This window comes from Pseudomonas sp. W4I3 (genome assembly GCF_030816195.1).
Lineage (GTDB): Bacteria > Pseudomonadota > Gammaproteobacteria > Pseudomonadales > Pseudomonadaceae > Aquipseudomonas.
In genome coordinates, this window is sequence record NZ_JAUSXS010000001.1 from 2,167,792 (window position 1) to 2,191,027 (window position 23,236).

Genomic DNA, 23,236 nt, shown 5'->3' on the forward strand with positions numbered 1-23,236 from the left:
GTTGCGCCAGAACGCATCCTCGCACGGTACTTCGCTTGTACAAGCATCTTGGCGCCAGTACCATTACGGCTCTCTTTTTCCGGCAGGAGCGGTTGCATGATTGCGGGCAGTATGGTGGCACTGGTCACACCCATGGATGCACAAGGTCATCTCGACTGGGACAGCCTGGGCAAACTGGTGGACTTCCACCTGCAAGAAGGCACCAACGCCATCGTGGCGGTCGGCACCACAGGTGAGTCGGCCACCCTCGATGTGGAAGAACACATCCAGGTGATCGAGTTCGTGGTCAAGCGCGTTGCGGGCCGCATCGCCGTGATCGCCGGTACCGGCGCCAACTCGACGCGTGAAGCGATCGAACTGACCCGCAACGCCAAGAAGGCCGGCGCCGATGCCTGCCTGCTGGTGACGCCGTACTACAACAAGCCGACTCAGGAAGGCCTGTACCAGCACTTTCGCACCATTGCCGAAGCTGTCGACATCCCGCAGATCCTCTACAACGTACCCGGCCGCACCGCGTGCGACATGAAAGCCGAGACGGTGATCCGCCTGTCCACCGTGCCGAACATCATCGGTATCAAGGAAGCCACTGGCGATCTGCAGCGCGCCAAGGACATCCTGGCCGGCGTGAGCAGCGATTTCCTGCTGTATTCCGGTGACGACGCCACTGCGGTCGAGCTGATCCTGCTGGGTGGCAAGGGCAACATTTCCGTGACCGCCAACGTCGCCCCGCGCGCCATGAGCGAAATGTGCGCCGCCGCCATTGCCGGTGACGCCGCGACCGCGCGTGCGATCCACGAGAAGCTCATGCCGCTCAACAAGACACTGTTTATCGAATCCAACCCTATTCCCGTGAAATGGGCGCTTTTTGAGATGGGCCTGATGCCGGACGGTATCCGTCTGCCGCTCACCCCGCTCAGCGAAGCCTGTCACGAACCGCTGCGACAGGCCCTGCGCCAGTCCGGCGTCCTGGTTTAATTGAGGAAGCACTACGCATGAAGCGATTGGCCGGACTTTCCGCACTTGCCTTGATTATCTCCAGCACCAGTGGCTGCGGTTGGGTATGGGGCCCGGAAGGCTACTTCCGTGACCGTGGCAGCGATTACCTGGAAGCGCAAGCAACCAAACCCATGCAACTGCCGCCTGACGTGAGCGTCGCCAAGCGCCTCGACCCGTTGCTTCCGATTCCGCGCAATGTCGCCGACGACACCGTCAAGGGTGAGTACGTGGTGCCACGCCCACAGCCGATCACGGCGGTGGCCGATGCCAGCGACTACAGCCTGCAAAAGAGCGGTGACAACCGCTGGATCGTGGCTCAGCGCCCACCCGCCGAAGTCTGGCCGGTGGCCGTGCAGTTCTTCCAGGACAACGGTTTCCGTCTCGACCAGCAGCGTCCGCAGACCGGCGAGTTCACCACAGCCTGGCAACACGGCAGCGAACTGTCCGCCAACATGGCCCAGCGTCTGCAGGCCAGTGGTGTAGCTGCCGATAACGAAGCCCGAGTGCGTGTGCGCATCGAGCCTGGCGTGCAACGTAATACCAGTGAAGTCTATGTGGTCAGCGCCGAGCGTCCTGCCGGCAGCACCGCCAACGTCGATTTCACCAACCGCTCGGTCAATACCGGCGTCGACGCCGCGCTGGTCGACGAGATGCTCGCCAGCATGAGCCGCATCTCCGAGAAAGGCGGCTCGGTTTCCCTGCTCGCCGCACGTGATTACGACACCCCTAGCCGCGTCAGCCTTACCGAAGACGGCAGCGGCAACGTGGTGCTGAACCTGGGTGAAGACCTGGACCGTGCCTGGGCCAGTGTGGGGCGCGCGTTGGAGCAGGGCCCTTGGCGGGTTGAAGACATCAACCGCAGCCTGGGCCTGTATTACATCAACGTGGCTGAAAAGGCCGAGAAAAAAGACGACGAGCCAGGTTTCTTCGGCAAGTTGTTCGGCAGTCAGCCGACCAAGGAAGAAGTCGAGACCCGCGCCGAGCGTTACCAGGTTCGTTTGAGCAAGGTCGGCGAAAGCGTTCAAGTCACCGTCGAGAAGAACATCAATACCGTCGCGCCAGCTGAAACAGCGCGCAAAGTGTTGGGCGTGATTCAGGACAACCTGGGCTGATCCGATGCGTTTTGCTGTTCTCGGTAGCGGTAGCCAAGGGAACGGCACGCTGGTCGCCCACGACGATACGTACGTACTGGTGGATTGTGGTTTCTCGTTAAGAGAAACCGAGCGGCGCCTGCTGCGCCTGGGGGTTCATCCTGCGCAACTGAGCGCGATTTTGGTGACCCACGAACATGCCGATCACGTGCATGGCGTGGGTTTGCTGTCTCGGCGCTACAATCTTCCGGTGTACTTGAGTCGCGGCACGTTGCGCGGGATGCGCAAACCCATTGAGCCCGCAGGTTTCCTGGCCGGTGGCGAGCAATTGCAGATCGGTGCCCTGAGCATCAATGTTGTCGCGGTGGCTCACGACGCCCAGGAACCCACGCAATATGTATTCAGTGACGGCGAGCGGCGCTTCGGTGTACTCACTGACCTCGGGTCCTACTGTGCCAAGGTGCTGGACGGTTACCGCGACCTCGATGCCTTGATGATCGAGTCCAATCACTGCCGAGACCTGCTGGCTCGCGGTCATTACCCCTACTTTCTCAAGCAGCGGGTGGGTGGCGAGCTGGGACATTTGAACAACCACCAGGCGGCGTACCTGGTGTACGAGTTGGGCTGGCAAGACCTGCAACACCTGGTCCTGGCCCACCTGAGCAGCAAGAACAACCTGCCGACGCTTGCCCGGCAATGTTTTGTCGACACCCTAGGGTGCGACCCGGACTGGCTGCAACTGGCCGATCAAGATTCAGGGCTCGACTGGCGACACATCGCCTAGCCCACCTCACTCAAAGCGGAGCCCATCATGGAAAAACGTGAAGAACTCTACCGCGGCAAAGCCAAGTCGGTATACAAGACCGACGACGCCAACCGCCTGATCCTGCTGTTTCGCAACGACACCTCGGCGTTCGACGGCAAGCGCATCGAACAACTTGATCGCAAGGGCATGGTAAACAACAAGTTCAACGCCTTCATCATGCAGAAACTCGAAGAGGCCGGTATTCCGACTCAGTTCGACAAACTGCTCGGCGACAACGAGTGCCTGGTCAAGAAACTCGACATGATCCCGGTCGAATGCGTCGTGCGTAACTACGCTGCCGGCAGCCTGGTCAAGCGCCTGGGCGTGGAGGAGGGCCTAAAGCTCAATCCTTACACCTTCGAACTGTTCCTGAAGGACGACGCCAAGGGCGACCCGTTCATCAACGAATCCCACGTCGTGGCCTTCGGCTGGGGCACCGCTGAACAACTGGCGCGCATGAAAGAGTTGTCCCTCAAGGTCAACGATGTGCTGAGCAAGCTGTTCGACGACGCCGGCCTGTTGCTGGTGGATTTCAAACTCGAATTCGGCGTTTTCCACGACGGTTCCATCGTCCTGGGCGACGAGTTCAGCCCCGACGGCTGCCGCCTGTGGGACAAAGACACCAAGAAGAAGATGGACAAAGACCGCTTCCGCCAGGGCCTCGGTGACGTCATCGAAGCTTACGAAGAAGTCGCCAATCGTCTCGGCGTACCGCTGTAATCGACGCAAGCATCTGATAGCACGGAAAAAAACCGCTTCGGCGCTTTGCATCCACGAACCATGCTGTTATGATGCGCGCCGTTGGAGAGATGCCAGAGTGGCCGAATGGGACGGATTCGAAATCCGTTGTACCTTCACCGGTACCTAGGGTTCGAATCCCTATCTCTCCGCCATTATTTATAAACGAAAACCCCCAATAGCTTAGATGTTATTGGGGGTTTTTGTTTTTGTAGCAGAAATCCCCGGGTGAATTCTGCTACGGTCGTCATCACCTGATGGCAGTGCGGGTCGGTCATGAATTTTGAAAAAGTGCTCACGCATTTGCAGGCGAATCTTGCGGGGCTGTTGGCTGTGTACGTCTTTGGCAGCCGAGTCACGGGCGATGCGAATGCTGACAGCGATCTCGACGTGGCTGTGCTGATAGAAGGGAGCATCGACCCCCTACAATTGTGGCGTTTATCCGGAGAGTTGGCGGATATCGTCAAAGCCCCTGTCGACCTGCTGGACTTGCGTGCGGCTTCGACGGTCATGCAATACCAGGTTATAACCACGGGGCGTCGACTCTGGAGTAAAGACAGCCAGGCCGGTATTTTTGAAAGTTATATTCTCAGCGAGAAGACTGCGCTGGATTCTGCCAGGGCTGGGCTGCTAGTCGACATTCATAAGGACGGGACGGTATATGGCCGATGATGTACTCATTAACAAGGCGGCCAGCATCGAACGTTGCGTTGCTCGGGCTCGCGAGGAATACGAAAAAGGCCCCCGCCAGTTTTGCCACCGATCTTACTCGTCAGGATGCGGCCATTTTGAACATTCAGCGCGCCTGTGAAGCCGCTCTGGACATGGGACAGCATCTTATCCGCCGCGAGCGTCTTGGCGTTCCCCAGGGAGCTCGTGACGTGTTCGAGCTGCTGGCACAGGGCGGATGGGTGAACCCTTCCTTGTTGACCAATCTGAAAAATATGGTTGGTTTCCGCAATATCGCAGTGCATGAGTATCAAACGCTGCAGCTGCCGATCACGGTTGCGATCATTACCAAACACTTGGGCGACTTTCTGGCCTTCAGCTCACAGGTTTTAACCAGGGACTCTGGTCAGCCAGGCGCTTCAAAAGCTCCTCCATGACACGTTACTGCGCCATGGAGCAAGCCTTTGAAGTGGGAGGGGCCACGCGGTCAGTGGTTTCAGTGCGACGCCTGAAGCTTCGATTTCTTACTCTGTGATTTTGCTGATGGCTTTTTATCCGTTTCCCTCACCGTTTCCCGCGGCCTCTTCTTCGCCTCATCCTCCGTCACATACTCTCCCGTAACCGCATCCCGATATTTCGTTGGCATATAAGCTCCTTGCAGTACGTCGCCACATCAGCGACCTTTTCAGGTTAGCCGAGGCACTTACGCGCACCAGCGTTACTGCGGGAATTGTGGTTACCAGGCTTTTCAAAAGCGGGTTCAATCATCTCCCGCACCCGAAATAAAAAAGCCTGCTGAACTCAACGCTCAGCAGGTTATTCAGTCACGCCTATCGGGTCAGCAGGGCTGCGCCACCAGGCTATTGCTCACCTTACGCCCGAGCACCAGTACGGTGGCAAAACCACATCCCACCAACACCGTGGCCAGGCTCAACAACACCGAGCTACCCATCTGATCGACGATGCGCCCACCGAAGAACGAGCCCAGGGCGATGATCACCTGAAACAGCGCCACAAACAGTGGCATGCCACGCTCTACGTCCTTGGGCGCCACGACGAACATCCAGATGCTGGCGCAGGCCGGGAACGCACCGAAGGCGAAGCCCCAAAGGGCGATCAGCATGGCTGCACCGGTCATGCCGGTGGCGAAGTAGGGGAACAGCGCGGTGCTGGTGCCGATCATCAGCGCAACCAGCAGCAGGGTGTTGCGTACGCTGCGGTTGGCGGCGAAGCCAGCGAAGATATTACCCATCACGCCCGCCACGCCATACAGCAGCAATAGTGAACCAATGGTCGGCCCGTCAAAGCCTGAACTGTGTTTGAAAAACGGGGCGACATAGGTGTAAGCGGCGAAGTGTGCCAGGCCGATCAGCAAGACGGCGATCAACCCCACCCGAGCTTGAGGGTTGATAAACAGGGCCGGCAGGTCGCGGACCTGAATGGCTTTTTCCGGGGTGAGTCGGGGCAGCAGGAAGACCTGCGCCAGCAGCACCGGAATGCCCACCAGCGCGGTGACCAGAAAGGTCATGCGCCAGCCCATCAGGCCACTGAGCCAGGTACCCACAGGCACGCCCAATACGGTGGCCAGGGTCACGCCCATCATGATGATCGAAGTGGCTTTCGCAACCCCCACGCCCTTGGGCGCCAGTCGCCCGCTGAGCGCGATGGCCGTCGCCCAGAAGCCACCAATGCTGATGCCGAGCAAGACGCGGCCGAACAGCAGCAGGCTGAAGTCACTGGCGAAGGCCACCACTGAGTTGGCGATGATCATCACCAGCGTCAGACCGATCAGCAAATAGCGACGGTCCATCGCGCCGATGCTCACCGACAGAAACGGCGCGGCGAGGGCGGCCATGATACCGGGCAGTGTCACCATCAAGCCCGCGTGACCAGCGCTGATGCCCAGGTCGCTGGCGACATCGTTGAGCACGCCCACCGGGAGAAATTCGCTGGTCACCAAGGCAAAAGCGCCCACGGCGACCGAAAGAATCGCCAGCCACTGCTGTTTGACGCTTTGTTGATTATGTTCGGGAAGCCCGCTAGGGGCCTGGCTCGCGCTTGGCATGGGATTGGGTTCCAGGAGGAAGTTCGCCTGAAGCCAGGCGGGAAGGGAATTTGGAAGGGATTATAGGAATCAGTATCGGCAATCGAGCAGGCGCTCGTTTCGATAGTAATCATCAGTGCTATCGATGTGACGAGGAGTCGGTTGTTCAATCGGCACTGTGAACGAAAGGCCTGCTGATCAGTTTCAGCAGGCTGTTTTCATCCATCGTTGGTGTTAATTTCCATCTCCCTGCAATAGCGCAGCGTAGTCTTGCCCCCCGTAAAATACGCCCACGATGGATACCGTTTTGCAATCAGGCCTCACCCTGAATGCAATGAGTGTACTGCGACGATAATGAGTGATGCGCAAGCCTGTCAGCAGGTCGTCGCGGCGCACGCCACGCAAGGGAAACAGGGCAAGGCTTTCGCAGTGGCCGACGAGGTTGTCTATGAAACGCGCGGCTACGGATGGGGAGCCGACATCGCTGATGTAATCTTCCAGGGCATCGAGTTGCGCCAGGACCTCAGGCGAAAAGACGACCGAGTGGCTCACGCTTTCCCTGTGCCTCTGCGCTGGCGCTTGACTGCCATATGTGCGCGCACCTGCTCAGCGGACAACCCGAGCTCCGGCTCAGCCTCGAGGGCGGTCGCTGCGGGAATGACTTCATCCCTCAGCCAGTTTTCCATGGCACGGTCACGCGCCAGCAGCGCTCGCAGACCGTCGCGAATCACTTCGCTTTCAGTGGCATATTCGCCGCAAGCCACCTTGGCTTTGACCAGAGCAGCCATTTCGAGAGGAAGCGTGATGCTCATTTGCTGGGTTGAACGCATTGGGGTGTCCGCCGGCAGTGGGTAGGATTCAATCCTACTTGACCATTGGCGCGATGCAAGAAGCAACTGATCGATGCCGATATCCGGCGTCTCTTCGTCCATCCAGAACTGATAGGTTTCCATGAGTACTACATCTCCTGTTGTGTTAGTCAGGCCGCAAGTATTGACCTGTTTTGGCGGTTGCGTGGTCGTGGGCGGCTGATAACCTGCTGATATGTATGACTCGATATGTGTAACAGGGTTATCCGGACAAAGCCGTCCCGGCACGCGTGGCGTCCCACCGGCTCCCATACGATAATGCTCGCCATCCCGACCACTTTGGCTCCCTCCCGTGATCATCAACTTCGACCTCAACGACCTCCAAGCCTTCCGCGCAGTCGTAGACAAGGGCAGTTTTCGCGGCGCCGCCGAAGCCATCCGAATCTCGCAGCCGGCCCTCAGCCGACGTATCGAAAAGCTTGAGTCCGCACTCGATGTAAAGCTGTTCGAACGCACCACGCGCAGGGTCAGCCTGACCATGGTCGGGCGGGCGTTCCTGCCCCAGGTCGAACGTATGCTAGACGACCTCGACATTGCCTTGATGGGCATCAGCAACGTCGCGTCCACGCGCATGGGCAACGTCACCATTGCCTGCGTGCCGTCCACCGCGTACTACTTCATGCCCCATGTCATTTCCGAATTCCACAAGCTGTATCCGAAGATTCGCCTGCGGGTACTGGATGCCAGTGCCGGTGAGGTGTGCAACGCGGTAGAAAGTGGCGAAGCGGATTTTGGCGTGAGCTTCAGCGGCAGCCTGGCTGATGAAGTGGAGTTCGAGTTGTTGCTGCAGGAGCGTTATGTACTGGCCTGTCGGCGTGACCATCCGTTGGCCACGCGTGAGAGCGTGACGTGGACCGAAGCCTACGAGCATGACTACATCACCGTGGACAAAACCTCGGGCAACCGCTTCCTGCTGGACCAGGCCCTGCGCGGTGTACGCGTGAAAAAACCGAGTATCTGCGAGACCCACCACGTGACCACGATGATCGGTTTGGTGGAGGCGGGGTTGGGCGTGGCAATGGTGCCGTCGATTGCAATGCCGGCGTGCGAACACCCAATTCTGGTGAGCGTGCCGCTGGTGGAGCCGCACGTGATGCGCAATGTGGGCTTGATCAAGCGCCGCGGGCGGACATTGCCGCCAGCGGCGCTGGAGTTGGAACGATTAGTGCGGGAGATGCCGTTTCGCTCAGCGTGACACCGAGTCCAGGCCGGTGGATTGCACCACCGGTTGAGCTTCGGGCGATGCCATGAACTGCAGCAGCGCCTTGGCCTCTTCCGGGTGTTCGGCATTGACCGGAATGCCCGCTGCAAAACGCGTAACGGACTGCACGTCTTCCGGGATCTTGCCGACAAACGTCACGCCCTTGACCGGCAATAATTCCGCCACCTGCTGCAAGCCGACTTCGTAGTCACCCTTGGCCACCTGCTCGCCCACCGGTACGCGTTCGATCATGGTGCCCTTGGCCGGCATGCCGAGCTTTTTGAACAGCTCTTTCTCCACATACACACCGCTGGCGCTGTCCGAGTACGCCACCGACTTGGCCTTGCTCAACACGGCCTTGAGTTCGGCATCGGTGCCGATGGAAGGTTTGACCGCACCTTCCTTCACCACCAAGCCAATCCGCGAATCCGCCAGTTCCACGCGTGAGGCGGGGTCGACCTTGCCTTGTTTGATCAGCTCATCCAGAGCGTAGCCGACCATGATCACCACATCAGCATGCTCACCACGGGCCAGGCGGTTGGGAATCGCTTCCGGCGCCTTGCCCATTGACGGGCCGAGAATGGTGTCGAGGGTGTCACCGCTATGCTTGGCATATTGCGGGCCGAGCAATTTATACGCGGCGGTGAAGCCACCGGAGGTCATCACCTTAAGTTCTTCAGCCTGGGCTGACAGCGCCAGGGCGCCGAGCACCATGGCGGTGAGGGTTTTGAACAGCGGCTTCATTGCGCGGCCCCCTGCATGACCTGGCCACGGGTGTTGGCACGGCGATACAGCGCCAGGGTAGAACACAGCGCGCACAGCGCAGCGAACATCATCCAGTAGGCTGGCGAAGCCTTGTCTTCGGTGATGTGAATGAACCACGTGGAGATCGCAGGCGTGAAGCCACCGAAAACCGCGGTGGCCAGGCTGTAGGCCAGGGAGAAGCCGGCAACGCGCACTTCCACCGGCATGATTTCAGTCAGTGCCGGGATCATTGCGCCGTTGTACATGCCGTAGAGGAAGGAGAACCACAGCAGGGTTTCCAGCATGTGTGCAAAGCTTGGCGCGTTGACCACGTAGGACAACGCTGGATAAGCCGTGAGAACGGTCAACACGGTCATGGCGATCAGTACCGGCTTGCGGCCAAAGCGGTCGCTCAGGGTGCCGCCGATCGGTAGCCAGACGAAGTTGGACACCGCCACCAGCAAGGTCACCAGCAGCGCATCGGAGGTGCTCAGTTGCAGCACGGTCTTGCCGAAGGTGGGGGCGTACACGGTGATCAGGTAGAACGCGGTGGTGGTCATCGCCACCATCAGCATGCCGCCAATCACCACGGTCCAGTTTTTCACCAGGGTGGCCATGACTTCACGCATGGTCGGGCGATGTTTGCGTTTGGCGAACTCTTCGGTTTCCTGCAGGTTACGTCGCAGCACGAAGATAAACGGAATGATCACGCAACCGACGGCGAACGGGATGCGCCAGCCCCAGTCGGCAACGACGGCCGGTTCCATCCAGACATTCAAGCCATAGCCCAGTGCGGCGGCGACCACGATGGAGATCTGCTGACTGCCCGACTGCCAACTGGTGTAGAAGCCCTTGCGACCAGGCGTGGCCATCTCGGACAGGTACACCGACACACCGCCCAGTTCCGCACCGGCCGAGAAGCCCTGCAACAGACGACCCAGCAGCACCAGCAACGGCGCCCATAGGCCAATGGTGTGATAACCGGGCACCAGCACGATCAACAGCGTGCCGCTGGCCATGATCGACAGGGTTACGATCAGGCCTTTGCGCCGTCCCACGTCATCGATATAGGCACCCAGAATGATCGCGCCCAACGGACGCATCAGGAAGCCTGCACCGAACACGGCAAAGGTCATCATCAAGGATGCAAATTCGTTGGCGGCGGGGAAGAAGGCAGCAGCGATGTAGGTGGCGTAGAACCCGAACAGAAAGAAATCGAACTGTTCGAGGAAGTTGCCCGAAGTGACGCGCAATACGGCGCCTACTTTTGAGGGGGCAGCCGCAGGCCGGGAAGGGCTAGTCATGGTTTTGTGTCTCCAGCGTTCTTTTTAAAGTGCTTGTTTCGCTTAAGACTTGGGATAGTGGCTGACACATTTAGAAATGATAAGTGACAAATTTGGATAGATTGATGCGCCATAGCTATCAATCGAAGCGCCCTGCTGAAAGCCGGTCCTTGTTCTATGCTTGAAACTGTGTCCAATTCTTATGGATGGGAGGTGGCTATGGGCAATGAACCGAAGCAGCACAACGAGCAGGAGAGCGAGCAACCCCGGCAGTGGCCTGAGGAAGAAAAACCGCAAACCTGGAAGCACCCGGACGACGGCACGGAGCTCTCCGAGCGGGATCAGGAGTTTCCGCTGAAACCTTGAGTTGCAAACCAAGGCGTACAAATTGTGGGGTGGGCTTGCCCTAATGCGGGTCAACAGGAAGCAGCCCAAGCGAGAAGTAACCTGTGGCGAGGGAGCTTGCTCCCGCTGGGTCGCGAAGCGGCCCTAAACAATGGGCCTGCTGCGCAGTCCAGCGGCAGCAAGCTTCCTCGCCACGGCTACGGTTTTCACCTCACATCAGGGCAAGCCCAGCTTTCACAATGGCTATAAATCTTTCCGGGAGCCCATAAAACCTGCGCCCAAATAAAACTGATGCGTCTACCGACATAGACGCCGCCCCATTGCCTTTCTAAACTGCGGCTTGTCTTGGGGAAGGGGCAGGCGCCGATGAATCGCAATGAATTACGCAAGGCTGATATCAACCTGATGGTGGTCTTCGAAGCGCTGATGCTCGAGCGCAACGTGACGCGTGTAGCGGAGAAGCTGTTTCTCGGCCAGCCGACCATCAGTTCGGCCCTCAATCGTCTGCGCACGTTGTTCAACGACCCGTTGTTCATCCGTGTCGGGCATCGCATGGAACCCACCGCGCGCGCCGAGGAAATTATCCAGCACTTGTCGCCGGCGCTGGATTCGCTGTCGTCGGCCTTGAGCCTGACCCACGATTTTGACCCGTCCATCAGCACCATGACCTTTCGTATCGGCCTGTCCGATGATGTTGAATTCGGTCTGCTGCCGCCGTTGCTGCGGGCGCTGCGCCAGGAAGCGCCGCAGGTGGTGTTCGTCGTGCAGCATGTGGATTACTGGCGCATTCCCGACCTGCTGGCCTCCGGCGATATCACCGTCGGCATCACCCAGACCCGCGGCCTGCCAGCCAATGCCAAGCGTAAGCTGTTGCGTCATATCCGGCCTTGCCTGCTGCGCGCCGATGCATCCGATACACCGCTGACCCTCGATGAATATTGCGCACGGCCCCATGTGCTGGTGTCCCACACCGCCAACGTGGCCGGGTTTGCCGATGAATGGCTGGCGGAGATCGGCCGCAAGCGGCACGTGGTGCTGTCGGTGCCGCAATACAGTTCGCTTCCGGCGTTGCTCGCCGGCACCGACATGATCGCCAGCCTGCCGGACTACACCGCCCAGGCCATGGCCGCTGGCGGGAATCTGTTCTGCGAGGCGTTTCCATTTGAGACGCCGACCCTGGACTTGTCGATGGTCTGGCTCAGCCACGTCGACACCGACCCGGCGGAACGCTGGATGCGCTCGCGACTGGAGGCGTTCATGAGTGATCGAGGGCTCGGCTTACAGGTCTGAGGCCTGCTTGCTTGTTGTATATTCAGCCAACTTCCTACAAAAAAATCGGAGAAACCCATGCCACATCTGCACTTGGAATACACCGCCAACCTGGCGCAACTGGACACCGATAAGGCTCTGTTGCGCCTTAACCATGCGCTGGTGGCTTCCGGTCAGTTTGGCGCCGAGTTCGACATCAAGAGCCGTACGGTGAAAGTCGAGAGCTTTCGCGTAGGCACCGGCTTGGGCGCGCGGGCTTTTGTCGCGGTACGCTTGGCATTGCTCAGTGGGCGCTCGCCGCAGATCAAGCAGCAACTGTCGCAAAGCCTGCTGGCGGTGCTGCAGGACCTGGGCCCCTGGCCTGAGGGTGTGCAGGTGCAACTGAGCGTCGAACTGCGGGATATGGACCGCGACGCCTATAGCAAAGAAGCAGTGGGGAGTTAACAGCTGCAAGCGCCAAGCTCACAGCGACCCTGCAACCTCTTGCCGCTTTCAACTTGCTGCTTGCAGCTGCTCCTCACACACCTTCACCACTTGCTCGCGAAACCAGGTATTGGCGTTGTCCTGTTCGCTGGTTTCGTTCCACTGCATCTGCAGGGTAAAGCCCGGCAAGCCGTTCGGGGCTTCGCAAAACCCGTACGTCGAGGTCGACGCCAACAGCTTTTGCACGCGGCGCGGCAGGGTCACGATGAAGTCGGTGCCGCTGATCAACTTCAACGCTGCGCTGTAGCTATTGGCGCGCGCAATCACCTGGCGTTTGTGGGCTTGTCGCGCCAGCCAGCCGTCGATCATGTTGGTGTCGGACGTCCAGGGGGTGGGAAACACGTGGCGTCGCTCAACGAAGGCTTGCAGGCTGAAGGCCGGTTCCCGGGGCGCCGCGCGTTTGTCGAAGACGCACACCAGGTCGTCTTCGAGCAGCATCTGGGTTTTGAAGTCTTTATGGGCGCGGTGAAAGTTCGGGCCGAAGCAGATCACCAGATCGAGGCGGCCTTCGCGCAAGTCGTCGGCGGGAATCTCGGTTTCCAGCTTCTGTACGTTGACGATGACCGGCAGGTCGGCGCGGTCGAAATTTTTCAGCAGGCGCGGCAGGATCAGCTGTTCGAAGTATTCCGGGGCGCACACATTGAAGGTCACAGCGTTGCGGGTTGGGTCGAAGTCTTGGCCACCGGCGTGACACAGGTTGATGCTCTCGAGGATTTTCTGCACATGGCCGTACATTGTGGTGGCCTTGTACGTGGGACGCATGCCCGCGCGCGTGTTGATAAACAGCTCGTCTTCGAAACTGGTGCGCAATTTCTTCAGGCTGTAGCTCACCGTGGACTGGCTGACGAACAGTGTTTCGGACACGTCGGTAACACTGCTCTGGTCGTAGACAGCGATAAACACCATCAAGTCCTGCATATCGAGCTTTCTGAGCAAGTTACTGTTTAGCATCGGTTTCGTCCGTAAACCCTTTGTACCGAACTCAGTACAAGACTGACCAAAATGTTAACGGAACGCTCGTACCAATAGAAAGCTCTGTAGGACTCTTCTATGTTTTGAGTGGGACAAATACTGTTTACAACACGACCTCAGCGGATATGTGTCGCGTAATGCTGCGGATTAAAGCGTGTGACCATCAGCAGCATGACCACCACCACTGCCGCCAATGACCACCAGGCCCATTCGAAGCTGCCCAACCCGTCGCGAATCATCCCGGCAACCAGCGGCGAGAGCCCGGCGATCAGGTAGCCGATGCCCTGCACGAACGCGGTGAGGCCACCGGCACGGCGCGGGTTGTCGAGGTGGTCCAGGGACAGGATCAAGCTCATCGGAAACAGGCCGCCGATACCCAGGCCGAGCAGGCACGGCCACAGCAGGCTGACGTGCTGCGGGCTGAGGATCAGGCCGCAGAAGCCGAGGATGATCAGCACCAGCAATACCGCGAACACGCCGCGTTTATCCCGGCGGCGGTTGGCGATGGCGGGGGTTGCAAGGCCCGAGACGACCTCCATGGCGGTGAGCAAACCCAAGAGCAAGCCGGCCTGCTGTTCACTCCAGCCCTGCTCGACGTAATACGGCGCCAGCCACGCCAGCACACAGGTGTAGCACGCCGTGCCGAAGCCAAAAAACAGGGCCAGCAGCCAGGCCCGGCGATTGCCAAAAAAAGACCCCTGCGGGCCGCTGTCGACCTGCGGCAAGGGCGGTAGCGCCGAGAGCTGGGCGTACCAGACCGCCATCGCCAGCAACGCCAGCCCTGACCATATCGCCAGGCCGATGCGCCAACTGCCGGTGTGCACTTGCACAAACGGCGAAAACGACGCGGCCAGTGCGGCGCCGCCCATGATCGCCGTGACATACAAACCCATGAACAACGAGACGTTATCGCCAAAGCGCGACTTGATCAGTGCCGGCATCAACGCCTGGATCAGCGCGATCCCTACGCCTGCCGCGATGGCACTGACGATCAACTCCAGCGCCGAATCCAGCCACAACCGCGACAGTGTCGCCGCCCCAATCACCAGCAGCGACACCACGATACTGCGGTGCTCGCCAATGCGCCTGGCCAGGCCCATGCCAAAGAACATCGCCAGGCCCATCCCCATCACCGGCAACATGGTCAGCAAGGCCGCGCTGCTGAAACTCAGCGGCACATCCGTGCGAATCGACGACAACAACGGACCCACAGCCGCCATTGACGGGCGCAGGTTAAGGGCGACCAGCACCACACTGATCATCAGCCACACGGCGGTGGTGGGTTTTGCGTGAAGGTTTTCCATGGGCCTGCCTTGAATGAACAAGCGTGAATCAGGCCACGGGCGCAGCGGTGGAGCAAATCAGAAAGTCGCAGACGCTATTGAAAAATTGCGGCCAGCTGAGCGTCGCTTATAGAGGGGGGAACGTCCAACTTTATGGGGTCAGTTCAGAGCGTGGGAACGATCAAATAAAAAGTGGGCACAGTCAAATGTGGGAGGGGGCTTGCTCCCGATGGCGGCCTTACAGCCGACCATGGTGTTGGATCAGAGCGAGTACATATCCGTTGCTGCGGTAACGGCGGCTTAGGGTTCCGCCCTTACGGCGGGTCACTTTTGGAAAAGAGCCCCAAAAGTAACCAAAAGGGCTCTTGCCCCACCACTCGGCACCTCGCTCACGCTCGGTGTGCCCATAATCCGACATTGATTTGGAGGGCCGCCGCCACGCGCCATCCATGGCGCGGGGCGGCTAAACCGGCATCCCTGCCGGTTCACCCCCCAAATCACTGTCGAATTCCGGCCAGCGTGGTTTAACGGGGCGCCAAAGATCAAGAGCAAGATCAAGAGCGGCTCGCTTCGCATCGTGGTTACTGTAGGCTGCTACAAAGTTGTGTAGATACCTATGCCCCGATGAGGGAGTGCCTGCTTATGCATTTCTCACTGAACCACCGCTATCGGGAGCAAGCCCCCTCCCACAATTTTTACCCGGTTGTGTCAGTAGCCTACGGTGAAGCGCTTGCGCGAGTGCTCGGGTGTTTCCACTTCATCGAGCATGGCAATGGCGTAGTCGGCAAAACTGATCGAGCTGTTACCGTCACTGCTGACCAGCAGATCATCCTCGCCCAGGCGGAATTTACCCGTGCGCTCGGTGCCATCGAACAGCGCCGACGGCGACAGGAAGGTCCAGTCCAGTTCCTGCTCCTGACGCAGCGCGTCGAGAAACGCAGCCCCTGCACTGGCTTCAGCTTTGTACTCGGCCGGGAAGCCCGGGCTGTCGATCACGCGGCTGCCGTCCGGCAGCAGCAGCGAACCCGCGCCACCCACTACCAGCAGGCGTTTGACTCCGGCCTTCTTCACCGGGCCGATCACGGCACTGGCGGGCAAAGTGGCAAAGTGCGCCGCACTGATCACCACATCGCTGCCGCTGATGGCCTGTTGCAAGGCGTCGGCATCCAGGGCATCGACTTGCCTGGCGGTGACGCCAGGGCGTACGGCCAGCTTGTCGGTATGGCGTGCGATGGCGGTGACGGTATGCCCACGGCGCAGCGCTTCTTCCAGCAGTTGGCTACCGGCACGGCCGGTGGCACCAATAATTGCGATCTTGCTCATGAGGTTCTCCAGTCAGGTCAGGGTTTAAAACCAATCACCACTTCATTTCGCCCTTGGCGACTTTGGCGCTCAGTTCCAGCGAGCTCTCGTCGGCGAGGGTCGGGTAACGTTTTTTCATGGCCGCGATCAGGGCGGCGGAATCCTTGGCCTTGGCGGTTTCGATGTCGAAGGCCTTGATGTAGTCGGCGGTAAATTTGACCGAAGCGGGCGACGGCGTGCCCAGGTAGTGGCCCGGAATCACGGTTGCAGGCTTCAGGTCTTCAATGCGTTGCAGGGTGGCCAGCCAATCCTGATGGGACTGCGCGGTCTGGGTGTCGGCCATCCACAGGTGAATGTTCTGCGCGACCACTACACCACCGACCACGGCCTTGATCGACGGAATCCACACGAAGCTGCGGTCCGGCTGCGGGCCGTCCAGGCCGATGACTTCCAGTTGCTGCCCTTCCAGCGTCAGGCTGTGGCCTTGGAGTACTTGCGGTACGAGGGTCTTGGCCGGTTTGTCGGCGCCCATTTTCGGGCCCCAGAACGCCAGCTTGTCGGCGACGGTGGCGTTGATATGGTCGACCACCGCTTGGGGTGCCAGTACGTTAGCGTCGGGGAAGGCGGTGGTGAGAGTGTCGAGGCCGAAGTAGTAGTCCGGGTCGCCATGGCTGATGTAGATGGTGGTCAGGTGCTTGCCACTGGCGCGGATTTTCTGCACCAGTTGCTCGGCCTGGCCCTTGCCGAATTGAGCGTCTACCAGGATCGCGTCCTTGGCGCCGCTGACCAGCACCGAACTGACCGGGAAAATCGCCGCTTCGCCCGGGTTGTACACGTCGAGCTTCAAGTCCGCCGCCATCGTGCTGGCGGCGAAGGCCAGGGCAGCCGTAGCCAGGGTCAGGCGTTTAACAGTCGAAAACATGGGGCAGCTCCTGCCATCGGTAAGGGATGCACAGAGCTTAGTTGCATAAAACACCACAAAAAATGCGATGCTGGGACATAGTTTGTTTCTGAAACCGGGCAAATCATGGATCGTCTTCAAGCAATGCGCGTGTTTGTCACCGTGGTGGACCTGGGCAGTCAATCCGCCGCCGCCGATCATCTGGACCTTTCGCGGCCGGTGGTCTCGCGCTATCTGGCCGAACTGGAAGATTGGGTCGGCGCGCGCCTGCTGCACCGCACCACGCGCAAGCTCAGCCTGACCGCCGCCGGCAGTGAAACCCTGCCACGTTGTCGGCAATTGCTTGAATTGAGCGCGGATATGCAGGCCGCCGTCAGCGAGCCCGATGACGCCCCTCGGGGCCTGTTGCGCCTGAGTGTCAGCACCTCCTTCGGTCAGGCGCAGCTGGGCGCTGCGATTGCCGAGTACGTCAAACGCTACCCGTTGGTGACGGTCGATCTGCAGATGCTTGATCGCACGGTGAACCTGGTGGATGAGCGCATCGACCTGGCGATCCGCACCAGCAATGACCTGGATCCTAATTTGATCGCCCGACGCCTGACGGTGTGTCGCTCGGTGGTCTGCGCCACGCCGGCTTATCTGCTGGAGCATCCGGCGCCGCAGAAAGTCGAAGACCTGGCCCGGCACAACTGCCTGACTCATTCCTACTTCGGCAAGAGCCTGTGGCATTTCGAGGAAAACGGCGAGCACGTGTCGGTGCCGGTGCACGGCAACATCACCGCCAACGAGGCCAGTACTTTATTGCGGATAACCCTGGCTGGGGCAGGGGTGGCGATGCTCCCCAGCTATCAGGCCGGCGACTTGATCCGCAGCGGCGAGTTGGTGCGCCTGCTGCCTGACGCCGAGCCACGGCAGATGAATATTTACGCGGTATACGCCTCGCGCAAGCACATGCCCTCGGCGTTGCGCAGCCTGCTGGATTTCCTGGTGCTGCGGTTTCCAGAGGCGCCTGTGTGGGACGTCGGTCTATAGGGATATAAACGCGCTGAATGGCCTGCGATCATGGCAACTTGCCCTGAGTGACCTATGCTTTAAACAGCACCGTGTAGATCCGCCAGGAGGTGTGCCATGAGCATCAAGACCAGAAAGTACCTGATGATTGTCAGCCTGTGCGCATTAGCCAGCGCACTGTACGGGACGGCTGCCTACCGGGTGGAACAGACCCGCATGCAGCCAACCTTTGCGATCAGTTGCCATCAGGACCTGTGCCTGCCCCGCAGCGGCAGTTTCAGCGCGTTGCGTTGATCAATAAGCTGATTGATTGAAGTTCCCGTGGGAGCGCTTTACGCCTGGTCAGCCTTTAGCTGCTCGCGAAACGCCTTCGGTGAAAACCCCACCCTGCGGCGGAACAGTCGCGAAAAGTTGGTGGGGTCGGAAAACCCCAGCACTTCCGACATTTCATTGATCGTCATGCTGGTGTAGGTCAGCAGGCGCTTGGCCTCCAGCAACTGGCGGTCATGCATGATCTGCAAGGCTGGCTGCCCACCCAATTCCCGACACGTGCCATTGAGGTGTGAGACCGAGATACCCAGTTTGTGGGCCAGGTCTTCAATTTTGGGGTGTTCGCGATAATGCTGTTCGACCAACTGGGTGAAACGCCGGAAATATTCACGGCTACGTGGCGCCCTGGGGTGGCGGCGCTGGATCGCCTGGCGGCTGACCCATACCAGCAGCACACTGACCAGCGCGTGCATCATCATGTCCCGTGCCGGTTGTTCGTCGGCGTATTCATCCTGCAAGCGGGTGAACAGGTTATTGAGGTAGTCGCTGTCCTTGCCCGCCGGGTAGTTGCCGAGGGTGTGCAGGCCATCGACCGTGCTGCCCAGTTGCGCCTGCAAGTGGCTGACCAAGGGCGCCGACAGCGTTACCACGTAACCTTCGACATCTTCGGAAAAGCGAAATCCATGCACACACAACGGCGGCAGCACCTGCAGGCTCGCTTCGTTGAGCGTGGTGCGCTGGCCTTCGATTTCCAGGTGTGCCTGGCCTTTGTGCACGTAGAGCAACTGGCACAGGTCCGCGTGCCGGTGGGGTTGGATCTCCCACTGGTATTCCCGACTGCGCCGGGAAATGGTTTCGCAGTGCAACAAATCGGGGGTTGGCCACTGTTGGCTTTCCCCGTAAAGCTTGAAGACCGGAATCGCGGTGTTGGTCATGGTTTCAATCCGATACTCAGGATAGTGGTTCGGTAATCGCCCCGATTGGCAAAAAGCGCAGGCTTTTAAGCAGTTTTCACCTTCTTATGCTGCTCGCTCAAGTGAAAAATGTCAGCCACACGTCCAATGACAACTCTTTCACTCGTTCGGTTCGGGTGAAGCTTGCAGGCCATAAAAATAATGAAAACGCTGAAAACCCAAGTCGCCATTATTGGCGCCGGTCCCTCCGGATTACTGCTCGGCCAGCTGCTGCACAATGCGGGCATCCACACCCTTATCCTAGAGCGCCAGAGCGCCGATTACGTGCAAGGCCGCATCCGCGCCGGGGTGTTGGAGCAAGGCATGGTCGACCTGCTGCGCGAGGCCGGTGTCAACCGACGCATGGACAGCGAGGGCCTGGTGCACGACGGTTTCGCCGTGGCGCGTGACGGTCGACTCACCCACATTGACCTCAAGGCTCTGACCGGCGGCCAGTCGGTGATGATTTACGGCCAGACCGAAGTCACCCGCGACCTGATGGACGCCCGTGCCGCTGCCGGCGCCACCACCTTATATGAAGCCTCCAACGTGCAACCCCATGACCTGAAAAGCGATCGCCCCTGGCTGACCTTCGAGCATCAGGGCCAGGCGTTTCGCCTGGAGTGCGATTACGTCGCTGGCTGCGATGGTTTTCACGGCGTGGCCCGTCAGTCGATTCCGCCCGAGGCGCTGCAGGTGTTCGAGCGCGTCTATCCGTTTGGCTGGCTGGGCATCCTGGCCGATACGCCGCCGGTGCACCCAGAACTGGTATACGCCACGCATCCGCGAGGCTTTGCGCTGTGCAGCATGCGCTCGCCGACCCGCAGCCGTTACTACTTGCAAGTGCCTGCGCAGGAGCCGTTGGCCGACTGGTCGGACGAGCGTTTCTGGGCGGAGCTGAAAACCCGTTTGCCCGTCGACCTGGCGCAACAGCTGGTCACTGGCCCATCCATTGAAAAAAGCATCGCCCCGCTGCGCAGCTTCGTGGTGGAACCGATGCAGTACGGGCGCCTGTTCCTGCTCGGTGATGCCGCGCACATCGTGCCGCCGACCGGAGCCAAGGGCTTGAACCTGGCGGCCAGTGATGTGAACACGTTGTTTCGGATCTTGCTCAAAGTGTATCGCGAAGGGCGCGTGGAATTGCTCGAGCAGTACTCGGCCATCTGCCTGCGGCGGGTGTGGAAGGCCGAGCGGTTTTCCTGGTGGATGACCTCGATGCTGCATCAATTTCCCGAAGCGGACGGCTTCAGCCAGCGCATTGCCGAGAGCGAACTGGACTACTTCATTCATTCCGAGGCGGGGCGCAAGACCATCGCGGAAAATTACGTCGGGCTTCCTTACGAGGCTATCCAATAGCCTGCTATCGTATTGAGCATTCCCGCAGGCTGCCATGGCCTGCGGGCCCTGCTCGAAGGTTCTGCCGTGACCCATCTCAATCAGCCCGCTCCAACCGTTCCCGCCGTGCGCAGCATTCTCGCCGCACTGATGTTGGCCATCTTTCTCGGTGCGCTGGACCAGACCATCGTTGCCGTGTCGATGCCGGCCATTTCCGCGCAGTTTCATGACGTCCACCTGTTGGCCTGGGTGATCTCCGGCTACATGGTGGCGATGACGGTGGCGGTGCCGATCTACGGCAAGCTCGGCGACCTGTATGGGCGTCGGCCGATGATGTTGATCGGCATGGGCGTGTTCACCGTCGCCTCGCTGTTCTGTGGCGTGGCGCAAAGCATGGAACAACTGGTGCTGGCGCGGATTATCCAGGGCATCGGTGCCGGCGGGATGGTCTCGGTGAGCCAGGCGATCATCGGCGACATCATCCCACCCCGTGAACGCGGGCGTTATCAGGGGTATTTCAGCAGCATGTACGCGGTGGCCAGCGTCGCCGGGCCGGTATTGGGCGGTTACATGACCCAGTACCTGTCCTGGCGCTGGGTGTTCCTGATCAACCTGCCGTTGGGCGCGGTCGCCTGGTATGTGGCCCACCGCACCCTCGTGGGACTGCCGGTGCCACAACGCAAGCCGATCATCGATTACCTCGGCACCGTGCTGATGATCATCGGCTTGACCGCCTTGTTGCTCGGCATCACCCAAATCGGCCAGGGCCATGCCTGGCATGACGACCAGGTGCTCGGGCTGCTGGCCTGTGCGCTGTTGGCGTTGAGCGTGTTCGTATGGCATGAACGCCGCACACGCGAGCCTTTGTTGCCAATGCACCTGTTCGTCAACCGCAGCGCGGTGTTGTGCTGGTGCACGATTTTCATCACCAGCTTCCAGGCAATTTCCCTGACGGTGCTGATGCCGTTGCGTTACCAGACCGTGACCGGCGCCGGGGCTGACAGCGCGGCCCTGCACTTGCTGCCTTTGGCGATGGGGTTGCCGATGGGGGCCTATTTCGCTGGGCGTATGACTTCCGTGACTGGCCGCTATAAACCGATGATTCTCAGTGGTGCTGTGTTGAGTCCGTTGGCGATTCTTGGCATGGCCTACTGTGCGCCCGAGGCAGTGGGGCTCACGTCGTTGTTTATGCTGTTGTGCGGAATTGCGGCGGGCATGCAGTTTCCGACGTCGTTGGTGGGGACGCAGAACTCGGTGGAACAGCGTGATATTGGCGTGGCTACCAGCACGACGAACCTGTTTCGCTCCCTGGGTGGTGCGGTGGGGGTGGCGTGTATGTCGGCGTTGCTGCTGGCGCTGCTGCAGGATGTGAGTTTTGCCCATTTCGCCAACGGGGCGCTGATGGGGGAGGGAGGCTCGGGCAATGCGTTGCTTGATGGGCTCAATGCTGCGCCTGGGGTGGCGCGGGATGCGTTGCGGGGGGAGTTGGCGGTGACGTTTCGGCATTTGCTGATGGTGAGTGCGGGGGTGTCGTTGTTTGGGTTGGCGGCGGCGGTTGCGATGCCGGATCGGGTGTTGCGGGGGCGTGAGGATAAGGTTGATCGGTGACTGGGGATTGGGTACATATCCGTTATTTAGGTCATGGCGGCCCCCCAAATCACTGTCGGATTACGGGCACACCGAGCCTGAGCGAGGTGCCGAGTGGTGGGGCAAGAGCCCTTTTGGTTACTTTTGGGGCTCTTTTCCAAAAGTGACCCGCCGTAAGGGCGGAACCCAAAGCCGCCGTTACCGCAGAACTGGATATGTACCCGGTCAACCCCACTCCCCATCAGGGACTGTAATACCCCACCGCCACCATCAAACGCCCCGTCTTACGCAAATAAGCATGCTTATTCTCAACCTTCCCCGTCACCGGATTCTTCCACCGATATTTGTACTCCCCCTGATCCTGCTCGCTCATCAGCTGAAGAATCGGCTCCCCCACAGGCTTGCCATCCGGGTCCTTGACCTTGGCAAAATCCGTATTGATCAAACGCAAGTTCGTGCCATGCGCCACATAGCGCCGCGTCTCCAGGTCCACCACAAACACATAGAGATCATCCTGCAGAAACCCTCCCCGCAATGAGTTGATCGCCTTGAGCGTACCCGCTTCATCCTTCACCAGCGCGTTCACCGCCTTGTTACGCAGCGCCCGCGCCTGTTCCGGCGTGGCCCGCGGCAGGTAATAACCGACCGCCAGGATGCGCTCGCCCACCCGCTGGTAAAACACGTGCTTGTTTTCGACCTTGCCGTCATTCCAGTTCTGCCAGCGATAATCGGCTTGCTGGATACCCTGGCCTTCCGGCGCGCTGATGGCTTGTTTGAACGAGGCTTGCAGATCAGGCCCGAGTACCTCGGACACGTCGCGACCGATCAACGCCGAAGAGGGGCCGCCGCTGGCCAGCAGCACGCCTTTTGTGTCGACCACGAAGACGTAGCGGTCCTGGTCGATGAATTCACCCTGGCGGCTGAACGCGGCCAGCGCCTTGTCGCCATTGCTCTGGTAGTACGCCAGGGCTTTTTCCAGCAACGCCTTGGCCGCTTGAGCGTCTGCATCCTGGGCCGTAACGGCGTGCACCTGGCTACCGCACAACAGCAGCAGCCAGGTGAGTCGCAGCAGTGTCTTCATTTAC

The 23,236-nt window shown here is 59.8% G+C and carries 24 protein-coding genes, 1 tRNA gene and 1 pseudogene; 15 read left to right on the top strand and 11 right to left on the bottom strand.

The annotated features are described in order from the left end of the window. Nucleotides 1-96 precede the first annotated feature (96 nt). The 7 genes and pseudogenes from dapA (at nucleotide 97) to QF045_RS09905 (ending at nucleotide 4,736) form a co-directional block, all read left to right on the top strand. Nucleotides 97-975, top strand: coding sequence for a 4-hydroxy-tetrahydrodipicolinate synthase (gene dapA / locus QF045_RS09875; protein WP_306492033.1), 879 nt, complete (start codon nucleotides 97-99; stop codon nucleotides 973-975). A gap of 17 nt (nucleotides 976-992) precedes the next feature. Next, complete coding sequence (gene bamC / locus QF045_RS09880) at nucleotides 993-2,108, top strand: outer membrane protein assembly factor BamC (RefSeq protein WP_306492034.1); 1,116 nt, start codon at nucleotides 993-995, stop codon at nucleotides 2,106-2,108. 4 nt (nucleotides 2,109-2,112) lie between these two features. Then, a complete protein-coding gene (locus tag QF045_RS09885; RefSeq protein ID WP_306492035.1) occupies nucleotides 2,113-2,871 on the top strand; it encodes an MBL fold metallo-hydrolase in 759 nt (252 codons plus the stop codon). 27 nt (nucleotides 2,872-2,898) lie between these two features. After that, a complete protein-coding gene (gene purC / locus QF045_RS09890) occupies nucleotides 2,899-3,612 on the top strand; it encodes a phosphoribosylaminoimidazolesuccinocarboxamide synthase (RefSeq protein WP_003172493.1) in 714 nt (237 codons plus the stop codon). Between the two features lie 83 nt (nucleotides 3,613-3,695). After that, nucleotides 3,696-3,785 (top strand) — tRNA-Ser (locus tag QF045_RS09895). A gap of 121 nt (nucleotides 3,786-3,906) precedes the next feature. After that, nucleotides 3,907-4,302, top strand: coding sequence for a nucleotidyltransferase domain-containing protein (locus QF045_RS09900; RefSeq protein WP_306492036.1), 396 nt, complete (start codon nucleotides 3,907-3,909; stop codon nucleotides 4,300-4,302). Next, nucleotides 4,292-4,736 (top strand): annotated as a pseudogene (locus tag QF045_RS09905) (DUF86 domain-containing protein). Before QF045_RS09900 ends, QF045_RS09905 begins: the two are co-directional and overlap by 11 nt. Nucleotides 4,737-5,137: 401 nt before the next feature. On the opposite strand, the gene QF045_RS09910 reads toward QF045_RS09905, so the two are convergent. The 3 genes from QF045_RS09910 to QF045_RS09920 form a co-directional block, all read right to left on the bottom strand. Next, on the bottom strand, nucleotides 5,138-6,364 hold the full coding sequence (locus QF045_RS09910) for an MFS transporter (RefSeq protein ID WP_306492037.1): 1,227 nt from the start codon (nucleotides 6,362-6,364) through the stop codon (nucleotides 5,138-5,140). Between the two features lie 213 nt (nucleotides 6,365-6,577). Continuing rightward, complete coding sequence (locus tag QF045_RS09915; protein ID WP_306492038.1) at nucleotides 6,578-6,895, bottom strand: type II toxin-antitoxin system RelE/ParE family toxin; 318 nt, start codon at nucleotides 6,893-6,895, stop codon at nucleotides 6,578-6,580. Further along, complete coding sequence (locus tag QF045_RS09920; RefSeq protein WP_306494876.1) at nucleotides 6,892-7,173, bottom strand: type II toxin-antitoxin system ParD family antitoxin; 282 nt, start codon at nucleotides 7,171-7,173, stop codon at nucleotides 6,892-6,894. The genes QF045_RS09915 and QF045_RS09920 overlap by 4 nt, the downstream gene beginning before the upstream one ends. A 331-nt stretch (nucleotides 7,174-7,504) precedes the next feature. Between QF045_RS09920 and QF045_RS09925 the strand changes: the two genes are divergently transcribed. Beyond that, nucleotides 7,505-8,407 carry a LysR family transcriptional regulator gene (locus QF045_RS09925; protein ID WP_306492039.1) on the top strand — a complete coding sequence of 301 codons (903 nt, stop codon included), beginning with the start codon at nucleotides 7,505-7,507 and terminating at the stop codon, nucleotides 8,405-8,407. Here QF045_RS09925 and QF045_RS09930 read toward each other — a convergent pair. Together QF045_RS09930 and QF045_RS09935 are read right to left on the bottom strand one after the other, a co-directional pair. After that, complete coding sequence (locus QF045_RS09930) at nucleotides 8,399-9,157, bottom strand: substrate-binding domain-containing protein (RefSeq protein ID WP_306492040.1); 759 nt, start codon at nucleotides 9,155-9,157, stop codon at nucleotides 8,399-8,401. The genes QF045_RS09925 and QF045_RS09930 overlap by 9 nt on opposite strands. After that, entirely contained in the window at nucleotides 9,154-10,461 is a 1,308-nt protein-coding gene (locus QF045_RS09935; RefSeq protein WP_124385599.1) for an MFS transporter, read from the bottom strand. The genes QF045_RS09930 and QF045_RS09935 overlap by 4 nt, the downstream gene beginning before the upstream one ends. 198 nt (nucleotides 10,462-10,659) lie before the next feature. Here QF045_RS09935 and QF045_RS09940 point away from each other — a divergent pair, with 198 nt between their 5' ends. The 3 genes from QF045_RS09940 (at nucleotide 10,660) to QF045_RS09950 (ending at nucleotide 12,498) form a co-directional block, all read left to right on the top strand. Continuing rightward, entirely contained in the window at nucleotides 10,660-10,806 is a 147-nt protein-coding gene (locus QF045_RS09940; protein ID WP_306492041.1) for a hypothetical protein, read from the top strand. Nucleotides 10,807-11,151: 345 nt separating this feature from the next. Further along, the gene (locus tag QF045_RS09945; protein WP_124385603.1) at nucleotides 11,152-12,075 is read left to right on the top strand and encodes a LysR substrate-binding domain-containing protein; all 924 of its coding nucleotides are present in this window, start codon (nucleotides 11,152-11,154) and stop codon (nucleotides 12,073-12,075) included. Between the two features lie 57 nt (nucleotides 12,076-12,132). Further along, nucleotides 12,133-12,498: a 5-carboxymethyl-2-hydroxymuconate Delta-isomerase gene (locus QF045_RS09950; RefSeq protein WP_306492042.1), complete on the top strand. Its 366-nt coding sequence runs from the start codon at nucleotides 12,133-12,135 to the stop codon at nucleotides 12,496-12,498. Nucleotides 12,499-12,546: 48 nt separating this feature from the next. On the opposite strand, the gene QF045_RS09955 is transcribed toward QF045_RS09950, so the two are convergent. From QF045_RS09955 to QF045_RS09970, 4 genes are all read right to left on the bottom strand, one after another. Further along, nucleotides 12,547-13,488: a LysR family transcriptional regulator gene (locus QF045_RS09955; RefSeq protein WP_306492043.1), complete on the bottom strand. Its 942-nt coding sequence runs from the start codon at nucleotides 13,486-13,488 to the stop codon at nucleotides 12,547-12,549. Nucleotides 13,489-13,625: 137 nt separating this feature from the next. Continuing rightward, the gene (locus QF045_RS09960) at nucleotides 13,626-14,813 is read right to left on the bottom strand and encodes a cyanate transporter (protein ID WP_306492044.1); all 1,188 of its coding nucleotides are present in this window, start codon (nucleotides 14,811-14,813) and stop codon (nucleotides 13,626-13,628) included. Between the two features lie 687 nt (nucleotides 14,814-15,500). Then, on the bottom strand, nucleotides 15,501-16,115 hold the full coding sequence (locus tag QF045_RS09965; RefSeq protein ID WP_306492045.1) for an NAD(P)-dependent oxidoreductase: 615 nt from the start codon (nucleotides 16,113-16,115) through the stop codon (nucleotides 15,501-15,503). Nucleotides 16,116-16,149: 34 nt separating this feature from the next. Continuing rightward, nucleotides 16,150-17,016, bottom strand: a complete 867-nt coding sequence (locus tag QF045_RS09970) for an MBL fold metallo-hydrolase (RefSeq protein WP_306492046.1) — start codon at nucleotides 17,014-17,016, stop codon at nucleotides 16,150-16,152. Nucleotides 17,017-17,121: 105 nt separating this feature from the next. On the opposite strand from QF045_RS09970, the gene QF045_RS09975 reads away from it, so the two are divergent. Together QF045_RS09975 and QF045_RS09980 are read left to right on the top strand one after the other, a co-directional pair. Next, nucleotides 17,122-18,027, top strand: coding sequence for a LysR family transcriptional regulator (locus tag QF045_RS09975; protein ID WP_306492047.1), 906 nt, complete (start codon nucleotides 17,122-17,124; stop codon nucleotides 18,025-18,027). A 96-nt stretch (nucleotides 18,028-18,123) separates the two neighbouring features. Beyond that, nucleotides 18,124-18,300, top strand: coding sequence for a hypothetical protein (locus QF045_RS09980; RefSeq protein WP_306492048.1), 177 nt, complete (start codon nucleotides 18,124-18,126; stop codon nucleotides 18,298-18,300). 38 nt (nucleotides 18,301-18,338) lie between these two features. On the opposite strand, the gene QF045_RS09985 is transcribed toward QF045_RS09980, so the two are convergent. Beyond that, nucleotides 18,339-19,211 carry a helix-turn-helix domain-containing protein gene (locus tag QF045_RS09985; protein ID WP_306492049.1) on the bottom strand — a complete coding sequence of 291 codons (873 nt, stop codon included), beginning with the start codon at nucleotides 19,209-19,211 and terminating at the stop codon, nucleotides 18,339-18,341. A 180-nt stretch (nucleotides 19,212-19,391) separates the two neighbouring features. On the opposite strand from QF045_RS09985, the gene pobA reads away from it, so the two are divergent. Further along, the gene (gene pobA, locus QF045_RS09990; protein ID WP_306492050.1) at nucleotides 19,392-20,585 is read left to right on the top strand and encodes a 4-hydroxybenzoate 3-monooxygenase; all 1,194 of its coding nucleotides are present in this window, start codon (nucleotides 19,392-19,394) and stop codon (nucleotides 20,583-20,585) included. Nucleotides 20,586-20,651: 66 nt separating this feature from the next. After that, on the top strand, nucleotides 20,652-22,172 hold the full coding sequence (locus QF045_RS09995; RefSeq protein WP_306492051.1) for an MDR family MFS transporter: 1,521 nt from the start codon (nucleotides 20,652-20,654) through the stop codon (nucleotides 22,170-22,172). 220 nt (nucleotides 22,173-22,392) lie between these two features. On the opposite strand, the gene QF045_RS10000 is transcribed toward QF045_RS09995, so the two are convergent. Continuing rightward, nucleotides 22,393-23,232 carry a cache domain-containing protein gene (locus QF045_RS10000; RefSeq protein WP_306492052.1) on the bottom strand — a complete coding sequence of 280 codons (840 nt, stop codon included), beginning with the start codon at nucleotides 23,230-23,232 and terminating at the stop codon, nucleotides 22,393-22,395. Nucleotides 23,233-23,236: the final 4 nt, after the last annotated feature.